The 20,715-nt window shown below is 63.9% G+C and carries 21 protein-coding genes; 12 read left to right on the top strand and 9 right to left on the bottom strand.

Features of this window, described 5'->3' with window-relative positions:
* Window positions 1-91: 91 nt before the first annotated feature.
* Complete coding sequence (locus tag L6D75_RS10360) at window positions 92-679, bottom strand: LOG family protein (protein ID WP_176513234.1); 588 nt, start codon at window positions 677-679, stop codon at window positions 92-94.
* 350 nt (window positions 680-1,029) lie between these two features.
* Here L6D75_RS10360 and azu point away from each other — a divergent pair, with 350 nt between their 5' ends.
* Window positions 1,030-1,476, top strand: coding sequence for an azurin (azu, locus tag L6D75_RS10355; protein ID WP_176513236.1), 447 nt, complete (start codon window positions 1,030-1,032; stop codon window positions 1,474-1,476).
* A gap of 98 nt (window positions 1,477-1,574) precedes the next feature.
* Here azu and nadE read toward each other — a convergent pair whose 3' ends face one another.
* Complete coding sequence (nadE, locus tag L6D75_RS10350; protein WP_176513238.1) at window positions 1,575-2,402, bottom strand: ammonia-dependent NAD(+) synthetase; 828 nt, start codon at window positions 2,400-2,402, stop codon at window positions 1,575-1,577.
* 3 nt (window positions 2,403-2,405) lie between these two features.
* Window positions 2,406-3,611: a nicotinate phosphoribosyltransferase gene (pncB, locus tag L6D75_RS10345; RefSeq protein ID WP_176513240.1), complete on the bottom strand. Its 1,206-nt coding sequence runs from the start codon at window positions 3,609-3,611 to the stop codon at window positions 2,406-2,408.
* Between the two features lie 499 nt (window positions 3,612-4,110).
* Here pncB and L6D75_RS10340 point away from each other — a divergent pair, with 499 nt between their 5' ends.
* The 6 genes from L6D75_RS10340 to L6D75_RS10315 all read left to right on the top strand — a co-directional run bounded on the left by L6D75_RS10340 (window position 4,111) and on the right by L6D75_RS10315 (window position 10,642).
* On the top strand, window positions 4,111-5,247 hold the full coding sequence (locus tag L6D75_RS10340; protein WP_176513242.1) for an ABC transporter substrate-binding protein: 1,137 nt from the start codon (window positions 4,111-4,113) through the stop codon (window positions 5,245-5,247).
* A 155-nt stretch (window positions 5,248-5,402) separates the two neighbouring features.
* Window positions 5,403-6,317: an ABC transporter permease subunit gene (locus tag L6D75_RS10335; RefSeq protein ID WP_176513244.1), complete on the top strand. Its 915-nt coding sequence runs from the start codon at window positions 5,403-5,405 to the stop codon at window positions 6,315-6,317.
* A 2-nt stretch (window positions 6,318-6,319) separates the two neighbouring features.
* A complete protein-coding gene (livM, locus tag L6D75_RS10330; RefSeq protein ID WP_176513246.1) occupies window positions 6,320-7,621 on the top strand; it encodes a high-affinity branched-chain amino acid ABC transporter permease LivM in 1,302 nt (433 codons plus the stop codon).
* A complete protein-coding gene (locus L6D75_RS10325; RefSeq protein WP_176513247.1) occupies window positions 7,618-8,493 on the top strand; it encodes an ATP-binding cassette domain-containing protein in 876 nt (291 codons plus the stop codon). The genes livM and L6D75_RS10325 overlap by 4 nt, the downstream gene beginning before the upstream one ends.
* Window positions 8,490-9,206 (top strand): ABC transporter ATP-binding protein, encoded by a 717-nt coding sequence (locus L6D75_RS10320; protein WP_176513249.1) that lies wholly within the window; start codon window positions 8,490-8,492, stop codon window positions 9,204-9,206. The genes L6D75_RS10325 and L6D75_RS10320 overlap by 4 nt, the downstream gene beginning before the upstream one ends.
* A gap of 668 nt (window positions 9,207-9,874) precedes the next feature.
* Complete coding sequence (locus tag L6D75_RS10315) at window positions 9,875-10,642, top strand: SDR family oxidoreductase (RefSeq protein WP_176513251.1); 768 nt, start codon at window positions 9,875-9,877, stop codon at window positions 10,640-10,642.
* Between the two features lie 72 nt (window positions 10,643-10,714).
* Here the strand turns inward: L6D75_RS10315 and L6D75_RS10310 are convergent, their stop codons facing one another.
* The 3 genes from L6D75_RS10310 to L6D75_RS10300 form a co-directional block, all read right to left on the bottom strand.
* Window positions 10,715-11,812 carry an AGE family epimerase/isomerase gene (locus tag L6D75_RS10310; protein WP_176513253.1) on the bottom strand — a complete coding sequence of 366 codons (1,098 nt, stop codon included), beginning with the start codon at window positions 11,810-11,812 and terminating at the stop codon, window positions 10,715-10,717.
* A 50-nt stretch (window positions 11,813-11,862) separates the two neighbouring features.
* Complete coding sequence (locus L6D75_RS10305) at window positions 11,863-12,495, bottom strand: TetR family transcriptional regulator (RefSeq protein WP_176513255.1); 633 nt, start codon at window positions 12,493-12,495, stop codon at window positions 11,863-11,865.
* A 122-nt stretch (window positions 12,496-12,617) separates the two neighbouring features.
* On the bottom strand, window positions 12,618-13,025 hold the full coding sequence (locus L6D75_RS10300; RefSeq protein ID WP_176513257.1) for a phage infection protein: 408 nt from the start codon (window positions 13,023-13,025) through the stop codon (window positions 12,618-12,620).
* Between the two features lie 331 nt (window positions 13,026-13,356).
* Between L6D75_RS10300 and L6D75_RS10295 the strand changes: the two genes are divergently transcribed.
* The gene (locus L6D75_RS10295) at window positions 13,357-15,423 is read left to right on the top strand and encodes an AsmA family protein (RefSeq protein WP_176513259.1); all 2,067 of its coding nucleotides are present in this window, start codon (window positions 13,357-13,359) and stop codon (window positions 15,421-15,423) included.
* A 114-nt stretch (window positions 15,424-15,537) separates the two neighbouring features.
* On the opposite strand, the gene L6D75_RS10290 is transcribed toward L6D75_RS10295, so the two are convergent.
* The gene (locus tag L6D75_RS10290; RefSeq protein WP_176513261.1) at window positions 15,538-16,068 is read right to left on the bottom strand and encodes a ferritin-like domain-containing protein; all 531 of its coding nucleotides are present in this window, start codon (window positions 16,066-16,068) and stop codon (window positions 15,538-15,540) included.
* A 30-nt stretch (window positions 16,069-16,098) separates the two neighbouring features.
* Complete coding sequence (gene osmE, locus L6D75_RS10285) at window positions 16,099-16,458, bottom strand: osmotically-inducible lipoprotein OsmE (RefSeq protein WP_176513263.1); 360 nt, start codon at window positions 16,456-16,458, stop codon at window positions 16,099-16,101.
* A 124-nt stretch (window positions 16,459-16,582) separates the two neighbouring features.
* Between osmE and L6D75_RS10280 the strand changes: the two genes are divergently transcribed.
* Entirely contained in the window at window positions 16,583-17,473 is an 891-nt protein-coding gene (locus tag L6D75_RS10280) for an esterase/lipase family protein (protein WP_176513265.1), read from the top strand.
* Here the strand turns inward: L6D75_RS10280 and L6D75_RS10275 are convergent.
* Window positions 17,454-18,347, bottom strand: a complete 894-nt coding sequence (locus tag L6D75_RS10275; protein ID WP_176513267.1) for a DMT family transporter — start codon at window positions 18,345-18,347, stop codon at window positions 17,454-17,456. The two genes, L6D75_RS10280 and L6D75_RS10275, sit on opposite strands and share 20 nt — an antisense overlap.
* A 126-nt stretch (window positions 18,348-18,473) precedes the next feature.
* Between L6D75_RS10275 and L6D75_RS10270 the strand changes: the two genes are divergently transcribed.
* The 3 genes from L6D75_RS10270 to L6D75_RS10260 all read left to right on the top strand — a co-directional run bounded on the left by L6D75_RS10270 (window position 18,474) and on the right by L6D75_RS10260 (window position 20,694).
* Window positions 18,474-19,262, top strand: a complete 789-nt coding sequence (locus L6D75_RS10270; protein WP_176513269.1) for an AraC family transcriptional regulator — start codon at window positions 18,474-18,476, stop codon at window positions 19,260-19,262.
* Between the two features lie 63 nt (window positions 19,263-19,325).
* On the top strand, window positions 19,326-19,616 hold the full coding sequence (locus L6D75_RS10265; protein WP_176513272.1) for a PsiF family protein: 291 nt from the start codon (window positions 19,326-19,328) through the stop codon (window positions 19,614-19,616).
* A 70-nt stretch (window positions 19,617-19,686) separates the two neighbouring features.
* A complete protein-coding gene (locus tag L6D75_RS10260; protein ID WP_176513274.1) occupies window positions 19,687-20,694 on the top strand; it encodes an AI-2E family transporter in 1,008 nt (335 codons plus the stop codon).
* The last annotated feature ends 21 nt before the right edge of the window (window positions 20,695-20,715 follow it).

Raw genomic sequence — 20,715 nt, 5'->3', positions numbered from 1 at the left:
AGCTCCCACAGGTAAAGCGCAGGCCTTAGGTTCCGTGCAATCTCTGTGGGAGCTGGCTTGCCAGCGATTGGGCCGCAGAGCGGCCCCTCGATCAATCAGGCTTCTTGTCCACCCACTTTGGCAACACCGGCGAGACAAAGTCGTTCATCCCATCCAGCAGTGCATCCGCCTGCTGCTCCAGCAGCAACATCGCCCGATGTTGCGGCCGCACGAATCCCTCTTCGACGATATGGTCGAGGAACCCGCCAAGCTTTTCATAGAACCCGTTCACATCGAGCAGCCCCAAAGGCTTGGCGTGATAGCCCAGTTGCCCCCAGGTCCACACCTCGAACAGTTCTTCCAGCGTGCCCAGCCCGCCCGGCAGGGCGATGAAGGCGTCGCTCAGCTCGGCCATGCGGGCCTTGCGCGCGTGCATGCCGTCGACCACTTCCAGGCGAGTCAGGCCCTTGTGGCCGATTTCGGCGTTCATCAGGCTTTCGGGAATGATGCCGATCACCTCGCCACCGGCGGCCATGGCGGCGTCGGCCACGGTACCCATCAGGCCCACCGCGCCACCGCCATAGACCAGGGTCAGGCCGCGGCGGGCGATGGCCTGCCCAAGGGCAACGGCAGCTTCGCGGTAGGCAGGGTTGGCACCGATGCTGGCGCCGCAGAACACACAAACGGAACGTACAGGCATTGTTCATCTCCAGTCACTTTGCGTGACAGGGTACGGCGCAGGCCTGGCGCTTCCAAGGCCGCGTTCACTCCGGGCGGGAGAATTCGCAGCTCGCGCCGGTGGCGCCGTGGGCGTAGGCTGCGAGCAGGCTGTTCATGAAATTGGACAAGGACATGGGCGTTGCTCCTAAATGAGAGGTTGTCCCATCGTCTAGTAAAAGGGCATGATGTGCTCTTAGATTGGTTGTATACAATCCATTGAACAATTCTACTGCCTGGCCACTTGACGCCACTGTTGATTCATATCAGCCAGCGGACGAACGGTTTCAGGCAGTCTCGCAATTGATAAAAACCCTGCCAAGGAGATTCATGATGTTTGCGAAAGCTGTAGCGGTATCCCTGCTGACCCTCGCCAGCGCTTCCGTCTTCGCAGCCGAGTGTTCGGTGACTGTCGACTCGACCGACCAGATGTCCTTCAACACCAAGGAAATCGTCATCGACAAGAGCTGCAAGCAATTCACCGTGAACCTGGAGCATTCCGGCAACCTGCCGAAGAATGTCATGGGCCATAACATCGTCATCAGCAAGGCCGCTGACATGCAGCCGATCGCTACCGATGGTCTGGCCGCCGGTATCGACAAGAACTACCTGAAAGAAGGTGACGAGCGCGTCATCGCCCACACCAAGATCATTGGCGCCGGCGAGAAAGACTCGGTGACCTTCGATGTGGCCAAGCTGGTTGCAGGCACCGACTACGGCTTCTTCTGCTCGTTCCCAGGGCACATCTCGATGATGAAGGGCACTGTCGTCGTCAAGTGATGAGCTGATGCTCGGGAGGGCGTTGCCTTCCATTCGCGGGGCAAGCCCGCTGCCACTCGGTATGCACCTTGTGGCAGCGGGCTTGCCCCGCGAAGTTTTTATGGGGCGAACGGCAGTTCGCGCTTGTGCTGGGTCTTGCGGTAGGTCGCCACGATGATGTCGAACGCTTCCTGCTCCACCGGCAGCCCATGCAGGAACGCATCGATCTGCTGGTAGGTCACCCCGTGCGAGGCCTCGTCCGGCTTGCCCGGCTCCAGGTCTTCCAGGTCGGCGGTCGGCACTTTCTCCACCAGTGACTCCGGCGCGCCAAAGCTGCGGGCAATGGCCCGTACCTGGTTCTTCACCAAGCCACTGAGCGGTGCCAGGTCGCAGGCACCGTCACCAAACTTGGTGAAGAAGCCCATCACCGCTTCAGCCGCGTGGTCGGTACCGATCACCAGCCCTGCGCGAGCGCCGGCAATGGTGTACTGCGCCACCATGCGCGTGCGCGCCTTGACGTTGCCGACGACGAAATCCACCAGGCTCGGCGAGCCGCCTTCCAGCGCCTTCACTTCCTTGGCCAGCGCCCGCACCGCCGGGGCGATGTCGACCGTGTGCAGTTCGTCGGCCTTGATCACGTCCAGGCAGGCCTGGGCGTCGTGCTCGTCATGCTGCACCTGGTACGGCAGGCGCACGGCGATGAAGCGGTAGGCTGGGTCGCCGGTCTCGGCGCGCAACTCGTTGATGGCGCGCTGGGCGAGCAGGGCGGCGGTCAGCGAGTCGACGCCGCCGCTGATACCCAGCACCAGGGTCTTGAGCCGGGCGTTGGCCAGGCAATCCTTGATGAACGCCACGCGCCGGGCGACTTCGGCCTGCAGCGCTGCAGCGTCTGCGAACGGCGGCTGCACCTTCAGCGCCTGGGCAATCTCTTGCTGAACGGCTTGCATGGGTTACTCCTTGCTGGGGACTTTGAATACGTGACGCATGTAGGCGACGAAGTTGGGGTCGCGGCACTGGGTCTTGGCAGCTTCGTCGGAGATCTTGGCCACCGGCGAGCCATTGCAGTCAGTCATTTTAAGCACGATGTTCATTGGCGCCACGCCTGGTATGTCGCAGGTCAGGTTGGTGCCAATGCCGAAACTGACGTTGATGCGCCCGCGCAGGGCACGGAAGATTTCCAGCGAGCGGGTCAGGTTCAGGCCATCGGAGAACACCAGGGTCTTGGTCATCGGGTCGATGCCCAGTTTCTGGTAGTGGGCGATGGCTTTTTCCGCCCAGGCCACCGGCTCGCCCGAATCGTGGCGCAGGCCGTCGAACAGCTTGGCGAAGTACAAGTCGAAATCGCGCAGGAAGGCATCCATGGTGATGCAGTCGGTCAGCGCGATGCCAAGCAGCCCGCGGTATTCGCGGACCCAGCAGTCGAGGGCGGCGATCTGGCTGTCGATCAGCCGCGGGCCGAGCTGCTGGTGGGCCATGAACCACTCGTGGGCCATGGTGCCCAGCGGCTTGATATCCAGTTTCCATGCCAGGTCGACGTTGCTGGTGCCAACGAAGCGGCCCGGGAACTCGTCGCGCAGCACCTGCACCACTTCGGCTTGCACGCGGCTGGAGAAGCGCCGGCGCGTGCCGAAATCGGCGACCTGCAGCTCGGCCAGCTCATCGTCGCTGGCATGCGCGCGCAGCCAGTCGAACTTGCGGTGCAGCTGGTCGCGCGCTTCGGCCAGGCGCATGTGCGGGTGCAGGTGGCGGTTGCGCACTTCGCTGATGAGGGCCAGCAGCGGCACTTCGAAGAGGATCACATGCAGCCAGGGGCCACGCAGGCGCAGGCACAGCTGGCCCTCTTCGATGCCCAGGTGCACGTAGCGCAGGTTGAAGCGGAACAGGCGCAGAAAACGCAGGAAGTCGGGCTTGAGGAAGCTGATGCGTTCGAGGAAGGCCAGCTGGCCATCATCCAGGGTGAGGTCGCTGAGCAGTTCGAGCTGGCGGCGGATCTCGCCCAGGTAGGGGCGCAGGTCCTCGCCGTTGCGGCAGCGGAATTCCCATTCCACGTCGGCGTCCGGGTAGTTGTGCAGCACGCCCTGCATCATGGTGAGCTTGTAGAAATCGGTGTCGAGCAGGTTGTGCACGATGCGCTCGGCGAATGCGCTCTCGCTCATCAAGGGGGCTCCAGAAGCGGCGAATGGCGGCCATTGTGCCAGTCTTTTCAGTTTTGTTGTGTCAGCACCGGCCCTATCGCCGGCAAGCCGGCTCCCACAGCGTTAATTGTGGGAGCCGGCTTGCCGGCGATGGCGCCATCACGGCCAAAACAGGTGTTTTTCCGTGCACCAGCTAGCCTTGAAACAGTGCCGCCTGTAGCAGTCGCGCACCAGCGGTGTGCAGTTCGGTGACGGTGTGCGGTTACAGGGCGGTTGCACGTAAACACTTGCCAGGGTTGCAATGATGGCACAGCGCGGTTGCTCCTTGTCTGTACGAGTGGTGGCGCCTGCCGCACGGCAGACGGTTGCACGCTCAATAAAGAAAAGGCCGCCGGTCGCCTGCCTGGCCCTTGCCCAGTGTGTTTTCCCGGAAGACAAAACCGATGGCACGGCCCTTGCTCGGAGCACAGGGCTGAGAAGTTGTAGTGCCAACCAAAAAAAACTCTAGGAGCACCACCTCATGTCGCAGACGTTTTACAAGAAAGGTTTCCTGGCTCTTGCCGTGGCAACGGCCCTGGGTGTTTCTTCGTTTGTACAGGCCGACGTGAAGATCGGCGTCGCGGGCCCCATGACCGGGGCCAACGCAGCGTTTGGCGAGCAATACATGAAAGGTGCCCAGGCGGCGGCAGACAAGGTCAACGCTGCGGGCGGCATTAACGGCGAGAAGATCGTGCTGGTCAAAGGCGACGACGCCTGCGAGCCGAAACAGGCCGTTGCCGTGGCCAACCGCCTGGTCGATCAGGACAAGGTGATCGGCGTGGTCGGGCACTTCTGCTCCTCCAACACCATCCCCGCCTCCGAGGTGTATGACGAGGCCGGCGTCATCGCCATCACCCCAGGCTCCACCAACCCGCAGGTCACCGAGCGCGGGCTGAACGCGATGTTCCGCATGTGCGGCCGTGACGATCAGCAGGGCATCGTCGCCGGCAACTACATCGTCGACGTGCTCAAGGGCAAGAAGGTCGCGGTCATCCACGACAAGGACACCTACGGCCAGGGCCTGGCCGATGCCACCAAGGAGCAGCTGAAGAAACGCGGCGTGGAACCGGTGCTGTATGAAGGCCTGACCCGCGGCGAGAAGGACTTCAGCGCCCTGGTCACCAAGATCCGCGCCGCTGGCGCCGACGTGGTGTACTTCGGTGGCCTGCACCCCGAAGCCGGCCCGCTGGTGCGCCAGCTGCGCGAGCAGGGCCTGAAGGACGTCAAGTTCATGTCCGATGACGGCATCGTCACCGACGAACTGGTGGCCACTGCCGGCGGTGCGCAGTTCGTCGACGGCGTGTACATGACCTTTGGCGCCGACCCGCGCCTGCTGCCGGAAAGCAAGGCGGTGGTCGAGGAGTTCCGCAAGGCCGGTACCGAGCCTGAAGGCTACACCCTGTACGCCTACGCCTCGATCCAGGCGCTGGCCGCCGGCTTCAACGGCGCCAAGTCGAACAAGGGCGAAGACGCCGCCAAGTGGCTCAAGGCCAACCCCGTCGAAACCGTGATGGGCAAGAAGGAATGGGACAGCAAGGGCGACCTGAAAGTCTCCGACTACGTGGTCTACCAGTGGGATGCCCAAGGCAAGTACCACCAGCTGGAAAAACAAAAATAACAATGGCCAACGGCCCGGGCGCTGATGCCCGGGCCAGTGCCCCGCGGTACCTGTCTTTATCCGAAGATCTGCACAGTTCTGCGCTGCGAGGGCCGCTGCATCCGGGGCCCGCCGTGGTCGGCGCTCGTGCAATCTCAATCAGGTGAGATTGCGTTATGGATGGTATTTTCCTGCAGCAACTGGTCAACGGCCTGACCCTCGGGTCGGTCTATGGCCTGATCGCCATCGGCTACACAATGGTCTATGGCATCATCGGCATGATCAACTTCGCGCACGGCGAGGTGTATATGATTTCCGCGTACCTCGCGGCAATCAGTCTGGCATTGCTGGCCTATTTCGGCGTCGAGTCGTTCCCGCTTTTGATGCTGGGGACCTTGTTGTTCACCGTCGTCGTCACGGGCGTCTATGGCTTCACCATCGAACGCATCGCCTACAAACCCCTGCGTAACTCCACCCGCCTGGCACCGCTGATCAGCGCCATCGGTATCTCGCTGATCCTGCAGAACTACGCGCAGATCAGCCAGGGCGCCCGCCAGCAAGGCGTGCCAACCCTGCTCGAAGGCGCCTGGCGCGTCGACGTGGGCACAGGCTTCGTGCAACTGACCTACACCAAGATCTTCATCCTGGTCGCCGCCTTCGTCGGCATGGGCCTGCTCACCTACGTGATCAAGTACACCAAGCTCGGCCGCATGTGCCGCGCCACCCAGCAAGACCGCAAGATGGCGTCGATCCTGGGCATCAACACCGACCGGGTGATCTCCTACGTCTTCGTCATCGGGGCCGTGATGGCCGCCCTGGCCGGCGTGCTGATCACCATGAACTACGGCACCTTCGACTTCTACGCAGGCTTCATCATCGGCATCAAGGCGTTCACCGCCGCCGTGCTCGGTGGTATCGGCTCGCTGCCTGGGGCGATGCTGGGCGGGATCATCCTGGGGATCTCCGAATCGCTGTTCTCCGGCCTGATCAACTCCGACTACAAGGACGTATTCAGCTTCTCGCTGCTGGTGATGATCCTTATCTTCCGCCCACAAGGCCTGTTGGGTCGCCCGCTCGTGGCTAAGGTGTGAACATGTCGATTGCCAAGATTGCTTCTGCCTCCGAAACCAAGGGTTTCGATCTCAAACGCAGCGTGCTCGAGACGATCGTCGCGGGCCTGCTGGCGCTCATCGTGTTCGGCCCGATCGTCGGCGTGGTGCTCGACGGCTACACCTTCAATGCCGAGCCGCGCCGGGTGGCCTGGCTGGTCGGCGGGGTGATGCTGGGGCGCTTTCTGCTCAGCCTGTACGTACAGACCGCCGCCGGGCGGCGCATGCTCGAGGGCTTCGACAGCGGCGGTTCGGGCGTGCATGTCAACGCCCCGGGCTACAAGTCGCGGCTGCGCTACATCATCCCGGCGCTGATCGTGATCGCCATCATCTTCCCGGTGTTCGCCAACAAGTACCTGCTGACCGTGGTCATCCTCGGCCTGATCTACGTGCTGCTGGGCCTGGGCCTGAACATCGTGGTGGGCCTGGCCGGCCTGCTCGACCTGGGCTACGTGGCCTTCTACGCTATTGGCGCCTACGGCCTGGCGCTGGGCTACCAGTACCTGGGCCTGGGCTTCTGGAGCGTGCTGCCGCTGGCGGCCATCGCCGCGGCGCTGGCGGGGTGCATACTCGGCTTCCCGGTGTTGCGCATGCACGGTGACTACCTGGCCATCGTGACCCTGGGCTTTGGCGAGATCATCCGCCTGGTGCTGAACAACTGGCTGTCGTTCACCGGCGGCCCGAACGGCATGCCGGCGCCGTCGCCAACCTTCTTTGGCCTGGAGTTCGGCCGCCGGGCCAAGGACGGTGGGGTGCCGATCCACGAGTTTCTCGGCATCGATTACAACGCCAACCTGAAGTTCGTGTTCATCTACGCGGTGCTGTTCCTGGTGGTGCTGGCGGTGCTGTACGTCAAGCACCGGCTGACCCGCATGCCGGTCGGCCGCGCCTGGGAAGCGCTGCGCGAAGACGAAATCGCCTGCCGCTCGATGGGCCTGAACCACGTGCTGGTCAAGCTCTCGGCGTTCACCCTCGGTGCTTCCACCGCGGGCCTTGCCGGGGTGTTCTTCGCCACCTACCAGGGCTTCGTCAACCCCTCGTCATTCACCTTCTTCGAGTCGGCGCTGATCCTGGCCATCGTCGTGCTCGGTGGCATGGGCTCGACCGTCGGCGTGGTGATCGCCGCCTTCGTGCTGACCGTGGCGCCGGAGCTGCTGCGCAGCTTCTCCGAATACCGCGTGCTGCTGTTTGGCGTGCTGATGGTGCTGATGATGATCTGGCGACCGCGCGGGCTGATTCGCATCAGCCGCACCGGTGTGGTCCCGCGTAAAGGAGTGGCGCCATGAGCGACGAAATCATTCTCTCGGTCGACAACCTGATGATGCAGTTCGGTGGCATCAAGGCGCTCAGCGATGTCAGCCTGAAGGTCCGGCGCAACCAGATCTTCGCCCTGATCGGCCCCAACGGCGCCGGCAAGACCACCGTGTTCAACTGCCTCACCGGCTTCTACAAGGCCAGCGGCGGGCGCATCGAGCTGAACGTGCGCGGCAGCCACACCAACGTCATCCAGTTGCTCGGCGAGCGCTTCCAGGCGACCGACTTCGTGTCGCCGGCGAAATTTGCCAACCGCCTGTACTACAAGATGTTCGGCGGTACCCACCTGGTCAACCGCGCGGGCCTGGCGCGCACCTTCCAGAACATCCGCCTGTTCAAGGAAATGTCGGTGGTGGAAAACCTGCTGGTGGCCCAGCACATGTGGGTCAACCGCAACCTGCTGGCCGGGGTGCTCAACACCAAGGCCTACCGCAAGGCCGAGAGCGATGCCCTGGACCATGCGTTCTACTGGCTGGAGGTGGTCGACCTGGTCGATTGCGCCAACCGCCTGGCCGGCGAGTTGTCCTACGGCCAGCAGCGCCGCCTGGAAATCGCCCGGGCCATGTGCACGCGGCCGAAGATCATCTGCCTGGACGAGCCGGCTGCCGGCCTCAACCCGCAGGAGACCGAGGCGCTGAGCCGCATGATCCGCGTGCTGCGTGACGAGCATGACATCACCGTGGTGCTCATCGAGCACGACATGGGCATGGTCATGAGCATCTCCGACCATATCGTCGTGCTCGACCACGGCAACGTGATCGCCGAAGGCGCGCCACAGGACATCCGCCACAACCCGACGGTGATCGCCGCCTACCTGGGTGCCGACGAAGAGGAGCTGGTATGAGTGCACCCATTCTCGAGCTGAAGGAACTGGACGTGTTCTACGGGCCGATCCAGGCCCTGAAGAAAGTCTCGATGCACATCAACGAAGGCGAGACGGTGAGCCTGATCGGTGCCAACGGTGCCGGCAAGTCGACCTTGCTGATGTCGATCTTCGGCCAGCCGCGTGCGGCGGCCGGGCACATCGTCTATCGCGGCACCGACATCACCCGCAAGTCGTCGCACTACATCGCCTCCAACGGCATCGCCCAGTCGCCGGAAGGGCGGCGGGTGTTCCCCGACATGACCGTCGAGGAAAACCTGATGATGGGCACCATCCCCATTGGCGACAAGCATGCCAGCGAAGACATGCAGCGCATGTTCGAGCTGTTCCCGCGCTTGAAGGAGCGGCGCAACCAGCGGGCCATGACCATGTCCGGCGGCGAGCAGCAGATGCTGGCCATTGCGCGGGCGTTGATGAGCCGGCCCAAGCTGTTGCTGCTCGACGAGCCTTCGCTGGGGCTGGCGCCGATCGTGGTCAAGCAGATCTTCGCGACCCTGCGTGAACTGGCCAAGACCGGGATGACCATCTTCCTGGTGGAGCAGAACGCCAACCATGCGCTGAAGCTGTCCGACCGGGCGTATGTGATGGTGAACGGGGAGATCCGCATGACCGGCACCGGGCAGGAGCTGTTGGTCAACGAAGAGGTGCGCAACGCCTACTTGGGCGGGCACTGAAGACAGTTGGGGGCTGCTGCGCAGCCCAATCGCCGGCAAGCCGGCTCCCACAGGCTCACCCCTGCCGTTGTGGGAGCCGGCTTGCCGGCGATTGGGCCGCACAGCGGCCCCTGGCACATGTGGACAACTTGTCGCATATCTTTCTCGAAGCGCACTACAAACCCTTCGCAAACCCTTGTTTCCACAGGCGCTATGTTTTCCACGGATAATGTGGAACCGCCTGTGGAAAACATGGTGGCACCTCGCTCGATCCCTTTGATTGCAAGGGCTTCAAGCATCTGTTCATTTTTTGATCAGTGATGCTTTGTGGATGATTGCACAGGCTTTTTTCCACAGATCTGATACGCCTTGAATTCACCGATTGCCTGTGGATAACTCTGTGAAAAACCCTTGGACAGACCGCTGCAGACGGCATGCTTGAAAGCGTTGAGCCATCAGCCGCCGACCACAGTTCGCTGAAAGGGTTCCGCTGGGCAGCCAAGTTGCCCCCAATCCGTGGGGAAAGGCTTGTGGATAACATGCGTATACCTGACGCCAGCCGCTCTGCAGCGGGGCTTTCGCGACTATGTACAAAAAATGACCAGCTGCTTTGACGCCTTGCTGCCAAGGCCAAGCAAAGGCATGCTGGATGGCCTGCCGAAGACCCTATCCACCGCGAGGAACAGAGCATGACGTCCACCGTATTCATCACTGGCGCGACTTCCGGTTTTGGCGAGGCCACTGCCCGCCGTTTTGCCGATGCCGGCTGGAAGCTGGTACTCACCGGGCGCCGCAAGGACCGCCTGGATGCCCTGTGCGCCGAGCTGTCGGCCAAGACCGAAGTGCACGGCCTGGTGCTTGACGTGCGCGACCGCAAAGCCATGGAACAAGCGCTCGCCAGCTTGCCTGCCGGCTTCGACAAGCTGCGCGGCCTGGTCAATAACGCAGGCCTGGCACTGGGAGTGGATGCGGCGCAGAACTGCAGCCTGGACGACTGGGAAACCATGGTCGACACCAACATCAAGGGCCTGATGTACACCACCCGCTTGCTGCTGCCACGCCTGATCGCCCATGGCCGCGGTGCATCGATCCTCAACGTCGGCTCCGTGGCCGGCAACTATCCGTACCCGGGCGCCAACGTGTACGGCGGCACCAAGGCCTTCGTCGGCCAGTTCTCGCTGAGCCTGCGCTGCGACCTGCGCGGCACGGGCGTGCGCGTCAGCAACATCGAGCCGGGCCTGTGCGAGAGCGAGTTCTCGCTGGTGCGCTTCGGCGGCGACCAGGCCAAGTACGATGCCACCTACGCCGGCGCCGAGCCGATCCAGCCGCAGGACATCGCCGAGACCATCTTCTGGATCCTCAACCAGCCGGCGCACATCAACATCAACAGCCTCGAGCTGATGCCGGTGAGCCAGGACTGGGCGGGGTTCTCGATCGACCGCTCGGCCAAGGGCTGATTCAGACGCGGGGCAAGCCGGTTCCCACAGGTGCTGGTGAATGTGGGGGAGCGGGCTTGCCCCGCGAATGCGTCAGCTCAGGCGCTGCAAACCTTCCAGGCAAGTCGCCAGGTGATAGGGCGTCGTCGAAGGCATGTCATGCCGGCTCACCGCACCCTCAGCGTCGCGGCACTCATACCAGCCACCTGCATGCAGGAACCGCTGCTCCATGGCCTGCAACTGCAGAGCCAGTTGCGCTTCATTACCTGAACGCAGCACCAGCGCCCGCAGATACTCCGCCTGCGCCCAGATGCGCTGGGTGGCATCGATGACCTTGCCGTCTACATCGAGCATGGCCAGCACCGCCCCATCCTTCACCCCGCACTGCTCGGCATAGCCAAAGGCGCGATCGATGGAGGTGTGCAGCGCTGTGCCGCGCAGCAGCGGCGAAGTCTGCAGCAGGTAGAACCATTCGAACTGGTGCCCCGGTTCGAACCAGTTATCCACAGCACCCCGAGGCTTCTCCAGCATCAGCCCGTGCTGCGGTTCGATGAAGTGCGCCTGCAGCGCCTCGCACAGTTGCAGCAGGTCGTGGCGAACCGCGTCGTCTTCACGCACGGCGAGCACCTGCAGGAAGGCTTCGGCCAGGTGCATCTGCGGGTTCTGCAAGGGGCCGCTGCCCAGGTCGGACCAATCTTCGCCCAGGCTGGCTTCGTACAAGCCATCGTCGCGAGCGAACTGCTCGGCCACGATCTCAAGGGCAGCATTGAGGGCGGACTCCACCAGCCCTTCGCGCACCTTGCCCCAGTAGTGGGCGCAGGCGAAGACGATGAAGGCGTGGGTGTAGAGGTCCTTGCGCCGGTCCAGCGGCTTGCCTTGGGCATCGATGCTGTAGAACCAGCCGCCGTGCTCGGCATCATGGAAATGCCGCTGCAGCGAGCGGAACAGTGCAGCAGCGCGTTCGGCTGCCCCCGGCTGCTCGATGCGGCTGCTGAACAGGTAGAGCTGACGCGCACAGGCCATGGCCCGGTAGCGCTGCACCGGCAGCGGCTGGTGCCCGGCGTCGAGGGCTTCGTAGGGCAGGGCCATGTCGGCGTTCCAGCCCGGGCCCTGCCACAGCGGCACGATGCGTTCGGCGAAGTGCTGGTTGAAGCGGGCCAGTGCGGGCTGAAGGGGGCAGGGGTTGGGCATGAAGGTGCTCGTCAGGGTCAGGCAGTGCGCCATGGTAGCAGAACTCGGGCTCAGCCCGGATTGCCCAGGCCCTGCCAATGCCGGGCGCCGACGAAGATGAAACGCAACTGCTGGGTGATCTTTTCCTGTGCGGTGAGTGCCTGTGGATAACCCTGTTCAGGGCTGTCGATCAGTTCGGGCAGGGTGGCAAACACGGTTTTCACCACCAGGTCGGCCATCACTGCCAGGGCGGCCTTGTCCAGGTGCCGCCAGCGCTTCATGCGCGCAAGGTCGGTGGCCAGGTCGTCGCTGATGCCCTGGCGCAGGCCGGCAATGGCCTGGCGCACCGCTTGCGAGCCGCCGTACTGCTCGCGCGCCAGGAACAGGAATTGCGCACGGTGTGCGGCCACCACGTCGAGGAAGATGCGTACCGAAGCGTCGGTGATGCCGCCGAGCTCGAACTCGTTCTGCCGCACCAGGCGGATGGTATGGCGGAAGGTGGCGTCCACTTCGGCCACCAGCGCCAGGCCCAGGGCGTCCATGTCGGGGAAGTGCCGGTAAAAGCCGGTGGGCACGATACCTGCCGCCTTGGCCACTTCGCGCAGGCTGATGCTGCCGAAACCGCGGCCGCTCTGCATGAGCTGGCAGGCAGCGTCGAGCAGGGCCTGGCGGGTCTGGAGCTTCTGTTCGGCGCGCGGCAGCATGGCAGGTAATTCTGAGACGGTAAGGCTGGGCACTCTAGATAAAAAAACGAAGCCCGGTCAATGGACCGGGCTGGGAGGGGAGCAAGCGCTGTGCGTCAGGTTGTTGTTATCGGCCATGGCGATCAGCTCACATGGCTGATTTCAACCAGACGATCCGAGCCACCTTCGGCAACACGGCCAGAGCGTTCGATCAGGCGGTCGGAGCCACCTTCGGCAACACGGCCAGAGCGTTCGATCAGGCGGTCCGAGCCACCTTCGGCGACGCGGCCGGAGCGTTCGATCAGGCGATCCGAGCCACCTTCAGCGACGCGGCCGGAGCGTTCGATCAGGCGATCCGAGCCACCTTCAGCGACGCGGCCACTGCGTTCGATCAAGCGATCAGAACCACCTTCGGCTACGGTTTTCAGGGGTTGGGCGATTTCGGCGGCGCTGGAGCGCGATTCGGCGGTCAGGTGCTGGTCGGCAGCTGGCACAGCGAAAGCGTTGGCGGCCAGAATGGACAGGGTCAGGGTAAGCAGGGCGCGTTTCATGGTCTCGGTGCTCCTTGGCGGGGCTGGAAAGTGGGTACGGAGCCAATGCTACGCCCGGGAGCACCAGAGAGAAGTTCATACGGGTAATGGTAACAATCGACCGGATTGATAGACCTTTTCAGGGGCTCTAATCCAATGCTTTCAAGGTCATGGATGGCTACTGGCCGGTATCTGCTGCGCACCCCGCCAAGACCAATGGCCGAGGCAGAAGCTGCGAAAAACTTCGCTATCATGCACGCCACCGATAAAACCCCACGGGTTTTCATCAGTCCCAGATATTGAGTGCCATCGCTGTGCCCGCTTTGTGCCATGCCGTCAGGAGAACCACGCAATGACGCGTCCCGCCAGAATCCTCGTCTGGACCCTCACCACCCTGCTGACCTTGCTGGCGATCCTGGTGGTGCTGATCGCCACCTTCGACTGGAATCGCGTCAAACCACTGCTCAACGAGAAGGTCTCCGAGGCCTTGCACCGGCCCTTCGCCATCAACGGCAACCTCGCCGTGCACTGGCGCACCGAGCCCGAAGAAGGCGGCTGGCGTGCCTGGGTGCCCTGGCCGCACTTCATCGCCGAGGACCTGACCCTGGGCAACCCCGAGTGGCTCAAGACGCCGCAGATGGTCGGCCTTGAGCGTGTCGAGTTTCGCCTGGCGCCGCTGCCGCTGGTGCTGCAGCAGATCGTCATCCCGCGCATCGACCTGGTCAAACCTACCGCCAGCCTGACCCGCCTGGCCGATGGCCGGGCCAACTGGACCTTCGACCTCGGCCCCAAGGACGAAAACGCCGAGCCTTCCAAGTGGCAGCTGGACATCGGCGCCATCGGCTTCGACCAGGGCAACGTCAGTTTCGATGACCAGACCCTGAAAACCAGCATGAAGGTGCAGGTCGACCCGCTGGGCAAGCCGATCCCGTTCAGCGACATCGTCGGCAAGGCCAGCGCCGAAAAGGCCGGGGGTGCCCAGGACTACGCCTTCGGCTTCAAGGCCCAGGGGCGCTACAAGGACCAGCCAGTGTCCGGCACCGGCAAGATCGGCGGCCTGCTGGCGCTGCAGGATGCCAACCAGCCATTCCCGCTGCAGGCCGATGTGCGCATCGCCGACACCCACGTGGTCTTGGCCGGCACCCTGACCGACCCGCGCAACCTGGGCGCCCTCGACCTGCGCCTGCGCCTGTCGGGCGCAAGCCTTGGCAACCTCTACCCGCTGACCGGCGTGACCCTGCCCGACACCCCTGCCTACGAAACCGACGGCCACCTCACGGCCAACCTGCATGCCGCCGGGGGCGCGACCTTCAATTACCAGGGCTTCAACGGCAAGATCGGCGACAGCGACATCCATGGCGACCTGGCCTTCGTCGCCAGCCAGCCGCGGCCCAAGCTCTCCGGCAAGCTGGTGTCCAACCAGCTGCTGTTCAAGGACCTGGCGCCGCTGATCGGCGCCGATTCCAACGCCGAGCAGAAGGCCCGCGGCGGTGCCAGCAAACAGCCAAGCGGCAAGGTGCTGCCGGTGGAGGAGTTTCGCACCGAACGCTGGCGCGCCATGGATGCGGACGTCACCTTCGCCGGCAAACGCATCGTGCACAGCGAGCAGCTGCCGTTCAATGACCTGTCTGCCCACGTGATCCTCGAAGACGGCCTGCTGCGCCTGGAGCCGCTGCGCTTTGGCGTGGCCGGCGGCAACCTGGCCTCGAACATTCGCCTGGACGGGCGCAGCGTGCCCCTGCAGGGCCGCGCCCAGCTGACCGCGCGCGGCTTCAAGCTCAAGCAGCTGTTCCCAACTTTTGCGCCCATGCAGACCAGCTTTGGCGAGCTCAATGGCGATGCCGACATCAGCGGCCGCGGCAACTCGGTGGCGGCGCTGCTGGGCACGGCCAATGGCGACCTGCGCATGCTGATCAACGATGGGGCGATCAGCCGCAGCCTGATGGAGATCGCCGGGCTCAACGTCGGCAACTATGTGGTCGGCAAGCTGTTTGGCGACGAGGACGTGAAGATCAATTGCGCGGCGGCCGATGTCGGCATCAAGGATGGCCTGGCGACCACGCGGCTGTTCATCTTCGATACCGAGAACGCGATCATCTACATCAATGGCACGGCGAATTTTGCCAGCGAGCAGCTGGATTTGAAGATCAGCCCGGAATCCAAGGGCCTGCGGCTGTTCTCGCTGCGCTCGCCGTTGTATGTGCGCGGGCCGTTCGCCAAGCCGAGCGCGGGTGTACAGGCGGTGCCGCTGGCCTTACGCGGGGCGGGGATGGTGGCCTTGGGTGTCGTTGCAGGGCCTGCGGCGGGGTTGCTGGCGCTGGTGGCGCCGAGCAGTGGCGACCAGCCCAACCAGTGCACGCCATTGCTGCAGCAGATGAAAGCCGGCAAGGCGCCGGCGGCGGTGAAGGGCAGGAAATAGCAAGGGGGCCGCTTTGCGGCCCTTTCGCGACACAAGGCCGCTCCTACAGAACAACGCGGTCGTCTGTAGGAGCGGCCTTGTGTCGCGAAAGGGCTGCAAAGCAGCCCCGTGCTATTACAACCCTTGCAGCAAGTCGGACATATCGTCCGCGTGCTCTTCTTCCTGGGCCAGGATGTCTTCAAAGATGCGCCGCGTAGTCGGGTCGGTATCGCCGATGTACTGGATGATCTCGCGGTAGCTGTCGATCGCAATGCGCTCGGCCACCAAGTCCTCCAGCACCATCTCCTTCAGCGAATTACCCGCCACGTACTGGGCATGGGAATTCTTGGTCAGGTTGTCCGGGTTGAAATCCGGCTCCCCGCCCAGCTGCACGATGCGCTCGGCCAGTTTGTCGGCGTGCTCGGCTTCCTGGTTGGCATGCTCGAGAAACTCTTCGGCCGCGACGCTCGCCTTGATGCCGCTGGCCATGAAGTAATGGCGCTTGTAGCGCAACACGCAGACCAGCTCGGTGGCCAGCGACTCGTTGAGCAGGCGCAGGATTTCCTTGCGGTCAGCCTGGTAGCCCTCGGTCACGGCGCCTTGTTCCACATGCTGGCGGGCGCGCTTGCGCAGGGTTTGCACATCGGTCAGTTCAACGTTGCTCATGGTTGTCTCCAAACAGATCAGGACGGTGGGTCAAGGTGTGACGGAGGCTTTCGCGTCTCGTACCGCTTCGCTGTCCTCTTCTCGTTGCTTGCAAGTCTTGAAGCCCTTGGCATCGACGTGGCCGGTGGCGTCGAAACGCACGTAGTAGGGCTGCTGGCGGCCGTCTTGGTTGAGGATGTAGTCGTTGCAGGTGCCCCCGTGCGGCAAATCGATCACGTTGGATGGGCTGCCGCCGAGGGCAATGACCTTCTGCATGGTCATGCCGTTTTCCACTTGCTTGACCAGCGGCTGGTCACGGTAGGTGACGTAGTCCACCGGGTTTTCCGGGCGGCTGCCGCAGGCGGCCAGGGTGGCGCTTGCCAGAAGGATTGCCAGGGTCTGCTTGTACATGGTCCCGCTCCTTGCACAGGGTCTGTTCTGGGTTGGAACCGCAGCGCGCGTCAGGAGTTCGATTGCGATGGTCATCAAGGCCGCTGTAGTGTGGGCCGATCGTCCATGGAGAGGGGGCTGGGCAATGGGGCAGGAATTGGCCACGCGCTACCCGCTGGTGCTGGTACCGGGCATGCTCGGCTTCGTCAGGGTGCTGCTGTACCCCTACTGGTTCGGCATCGTGCCGGCGTTGCGCAAGGGTGGCGCGCAGGTGTTTCCGGTGCAGGTTTCGCCATTGCACTCAAACGAGGTGCGCGGCGAGCAGCTGCTGGCGATCATCGAGGACATCTGCCAACGCACCGGCGCCGACAAGGTCAACCTGATCGGCCATAGCCAGGGCGCCTTGAATGCCCGCTACGCCGCCGCCAAGCGGCCAGACCGGGTTGCCTCGGTCACCTCCGTGGCCGGGCCCAACCACGGCTCGGAACTGGCAGACCACCTGGAGCGCACGGCGCCGGGCGACTCGCCCCAGGGCCGGCTGCTCAAGGCCGCACTGCACGGCCTGGGGATGTTGCTGGTGTGGCTGGAAACCGGTTGGCGCCGCGACCCGCTGCCAGTTGACGTGCACGCCTCGCACCAGGCCCTGACCAGTGCCGGCGTGGCGCGCTTCAACCAGGCTTATCCACAGGGCTTGCCCGACACCTGGGGCGGTGAAGGGCCGGGCGAGGTGAATGGCGTGCGCTACTACTCCTGGTCCGGCACCCTGCAGCCTGGGCTCACCGACCAGGGGCGCAACCGCTTCGACGGCAGCAACCGCTTCTGCCGCCTGTTCGCGCGCAGCTTCGTCAAGGAAAAGGGCCACTGCGACGGCATGGTCGGGCGCTTCAGTTCACACCTGGGGCAGGTGATCGGCGACGACTTCCCGCTCGATCACCTGGACATCGTCAACCAGTCATTGGGCGCCGTCGGCAAGGGCGCCGAGCCTGTGCGCCTGTTCACCGAGCACGCCGCGCGGCTCAAGGCTGCGGGGCTGTAGCCGCACGGCGTACAGGCGTGGTCCAGCGTTCGGCGAGGACCACGCCGGCCAGGGTCAGCAGGCCGCCGATCAGGTGGTAGCTGGCCAGGCGTTCGTCGAGCACGCCGGCGGCGATCAGCGCGGTCACCACCGGCAGCAGGTTGAAGAACAGCGTCGTGCGGCTCGGCCCCAGGCGGTGCACGGCCTGCATCCACACCAGCGGTGCGACCATCGAGGCCAGCACGCAGGCATACAGCACCAGGCCGACGTTATGGGCATTCAGGCCGGTCTTCTCCGAGAGCAGGAACAGCGGCAGCAGCACCAGAATCGCCACCAGCACCTGCAGGTACAGCAGCTGCAAAGGCGGCAGGCGCAGCTGCCATTTTTTCAGCAGGAAGCTGTACAGCGCATAGGCCAGGGTGGCCACCAGCATCAGCAGGTCGCCGCTGTTCAGGCCCTGTTCGAGCAGCGCGCCTGGGTGGCCGGCAGACACCACTTCGAGCACGCCATAAAACGACACCAGCGCGCCGAACAAGGCGCCGAAGGTCAGGCGCTGGCCGAGCCAGGCGATCGACAGGGCCAGCGACATCAGCGGCATCAGCGAGAGGATGATGCCCATGTTGGTGGCGCTGGTGATGCCGGCGGCGAAGTACGCCAGGCTCTGGTACAGCGCCATGCCCAGCACGCCGAGCACGAACACCTTGCCCAGGTGCGGGCGAATCGCCGTGCGGTTGCGCCACACCTTGGGCAGCAGGAACGGGGTGAACAGCAGGCCGGCCAGCAGCCAGCGGTAGAAGCCGATTTCGGCAGGGTGGATGGCACCGGCGGAGAGCTTGGTGACCACGGTATTGCCAGCCCAGATGAGGATGGCGGTGAGGGGGAAGAGGTAATTCATGCCGCTGTGATTCTCTGAGGTGTTGCGAAAGGGCCGCCCAGGGGGCCCCGATAAGCACCTATTATCCGCTGTCCGTCCGCAAGCCTATACTCGTATCCAGACAACCTGCCCCTGCAAGCAGACACCATGGCCCGCAAATACCTCGACATCCCCCAGTTCGACGAGCTCCCGGCGCCGGTGTATTTCCGCCACGACGAGTTCGGCGCCGACACCCACAGCGCCCCCCATCGCCACGCCTGGGGCCAGCTCAACTACACCGCCCATGGCGTCATGCACCTGGACGTCGATGGCCAGCGCTTCCTTTCACCCCCGCACTACGCGGTGTGGGTGCCGCCGGGCACCGAGCATGGCTGCTACAACCCCCAGGCCATCGTCTACCGCTCGGTCTATCTGCAGCGCAGCCTGTGCGAAGGCTTGCCGCAACAGCCGTGCAGCCTGGTGATCAGCGACATTCTCAAGGCCATCCTCGGCGACTTCGCCCGGCGCGATCTGAAGGTGGCGCAGGATGAGCGCGACCAGCGCCTGGTCCAGGTGCTGCTCGACCAACTGCTGCTGGCGCCGACCCAGACCTGCTACCTGCCATTCGCCCGCAGCGACGGCCTGCGCCAGGTGCTCGACGCCCTTGGTGCCGAGCCCGGCGACAACCGCCCGCTGGCAGCCTGGGCGGCGCAGGTGCATGTCAGCGAGCGCACCCTGGCGCGCCAGTTTCTGCGCGAGCTGGGCATCAGCTTCGGCGAGTGGCGCCTGCGCCTGCGCTTCTTGCGCGCCATCGAAGCGCTGGAAGCCGGCCAGCCGATCCAGGCGATTGCCTTCGACCTGGGCTACAGCAGCGCCTCGGCCTTCATCGCCATGTTCCAGCGCCAGGCCCAGTGCACGCCGGAGCAGTACCGGCGGCAGGCACGGGCAGGTTTGTAAAAATTCTTGTCTACACTGTTCAGCACCACCGTGCACTGGGCGCGGAGACAAGGAGACCACTCCATGAAAATGCTGCAAATGCCGTTGCTGGTATTGGCTGTGTTGTTCAGCGCGCAAGGATTCGCCGCCACCGCGCAACAGGAAAAGATGAAAACCTGCAACGCCGACGCCACCACCAAGGCACTCAAGGGTGATGAGCGCAAGGCGTTCATGAGCACGTGCCTGAAGAAAGACGCGACTCCTGCGCCCACCCAGCAGGAAAAGATGACCTTGTGCAACAAAGACGCCAGCGACAAAGCGCTCAAGGGCGATGCGCGCAAGACGTACATGAGCGACTGCCTGAAGAAGAAATGACCTGCGCCTATGCCTGTGGCCACAAGGCTGGCAGACTGCGGGTCTTTCCGCTGTCTGCCGTCGAGGCTGTATGACCTTCACCCCCCGCCAGATCACCCTTGCCAGCCTGATCATCGTGATGGCTGGCTTGCTCCTGGCCCTGCCCCTGAAGTTGCTGCCCAGCCTGCTCGCCGGCCTGTTGGTGTTCGAGCTGGTCAACATGCTCACGCCACGCCTGCAACCGCTGATTGCCGGGCAGCGCGCGCGCTGGCTGGCGGTGGCGCTGCTGGGCACGCTGGTGGTCAGCACCCTGACGCTGCTGATCGCCGGTGCGTTCAGTTTCCTGCTGCACGAGGCAGAAAACCCGGGCGCTTCGCTGGACAAGTTCATGGGCCTGGTCGAACGTGCCCGAGGCCAGCTGCCGCCATTCATCGAGGCCTACCTGCCGGCCAGTGCGGCCGAGTTCAAGGTGGCCATCGGTGACTGGATCAGAAGCCACCTGAGCGACCTGCAACTGGTGGGCAAGGGCATGGCGCACATGTTCGTGACCCTGCTGATCGGCATGATTCTCGGGGCCATCATCGCCCTGCAGCGCATCCCCGACCTGTCGCGTCGCAAGCCCTTGGCGGCGGCCCTGTTCGAGCGCCTGAACCTGCTGGTGCAGGCGTTTCGCAACATCGTCTTCGCGCAGATCAAGATCTCCCTGCTCAATACCGCGTTCACCGGTATTTTCCTGGCCGTGGTGATGCCGCTGTTCGGCGTGCACCTGCCGCTGACCAAGACCTTGATCGTGCTGACCTTCCTGCTGGGGCTGCTGCCGGTGATTGGCAACCTGATGTCCAACACGCTGATCACCATCGTCGGCCTGTCGCTGTCGATCTGGGTGGCGGCGGCGGCGCTGGGGTACCTGATCGTCATCCACAAGGTCGAGTACTTCCTCAACGCGCGGATCGTGGGCGGGCAGATCAGTGCCAAGGCCTGGGAGCTGTTGCTGGCGATGCTGGTGTTTGAAGCGGCGTTCGGATTGCCGGGGGTGGTGGCGGGGCCGATCTATTACGCCTATCTGAAGAGTGAATTGAAGCGAGCGGAGCTGGTTTGATGAATGCTGGGGCCGCTTTGC

Origin of the sequence: Pseudomonas faucium (assembly GCF_021602585.1) — a bacterium.
GTDB lineage: Bacteria > Pseudomonadota > Gammaproteobacteria > Pseudomonadales > Pseudomonadaceae > Aquipseudomonas > Aquipseudomonas faucium.
Note: the sequence above shows the minus strand (reverse complement) of the source record. Positions and strands in the feature narration are given on the sequence as shown.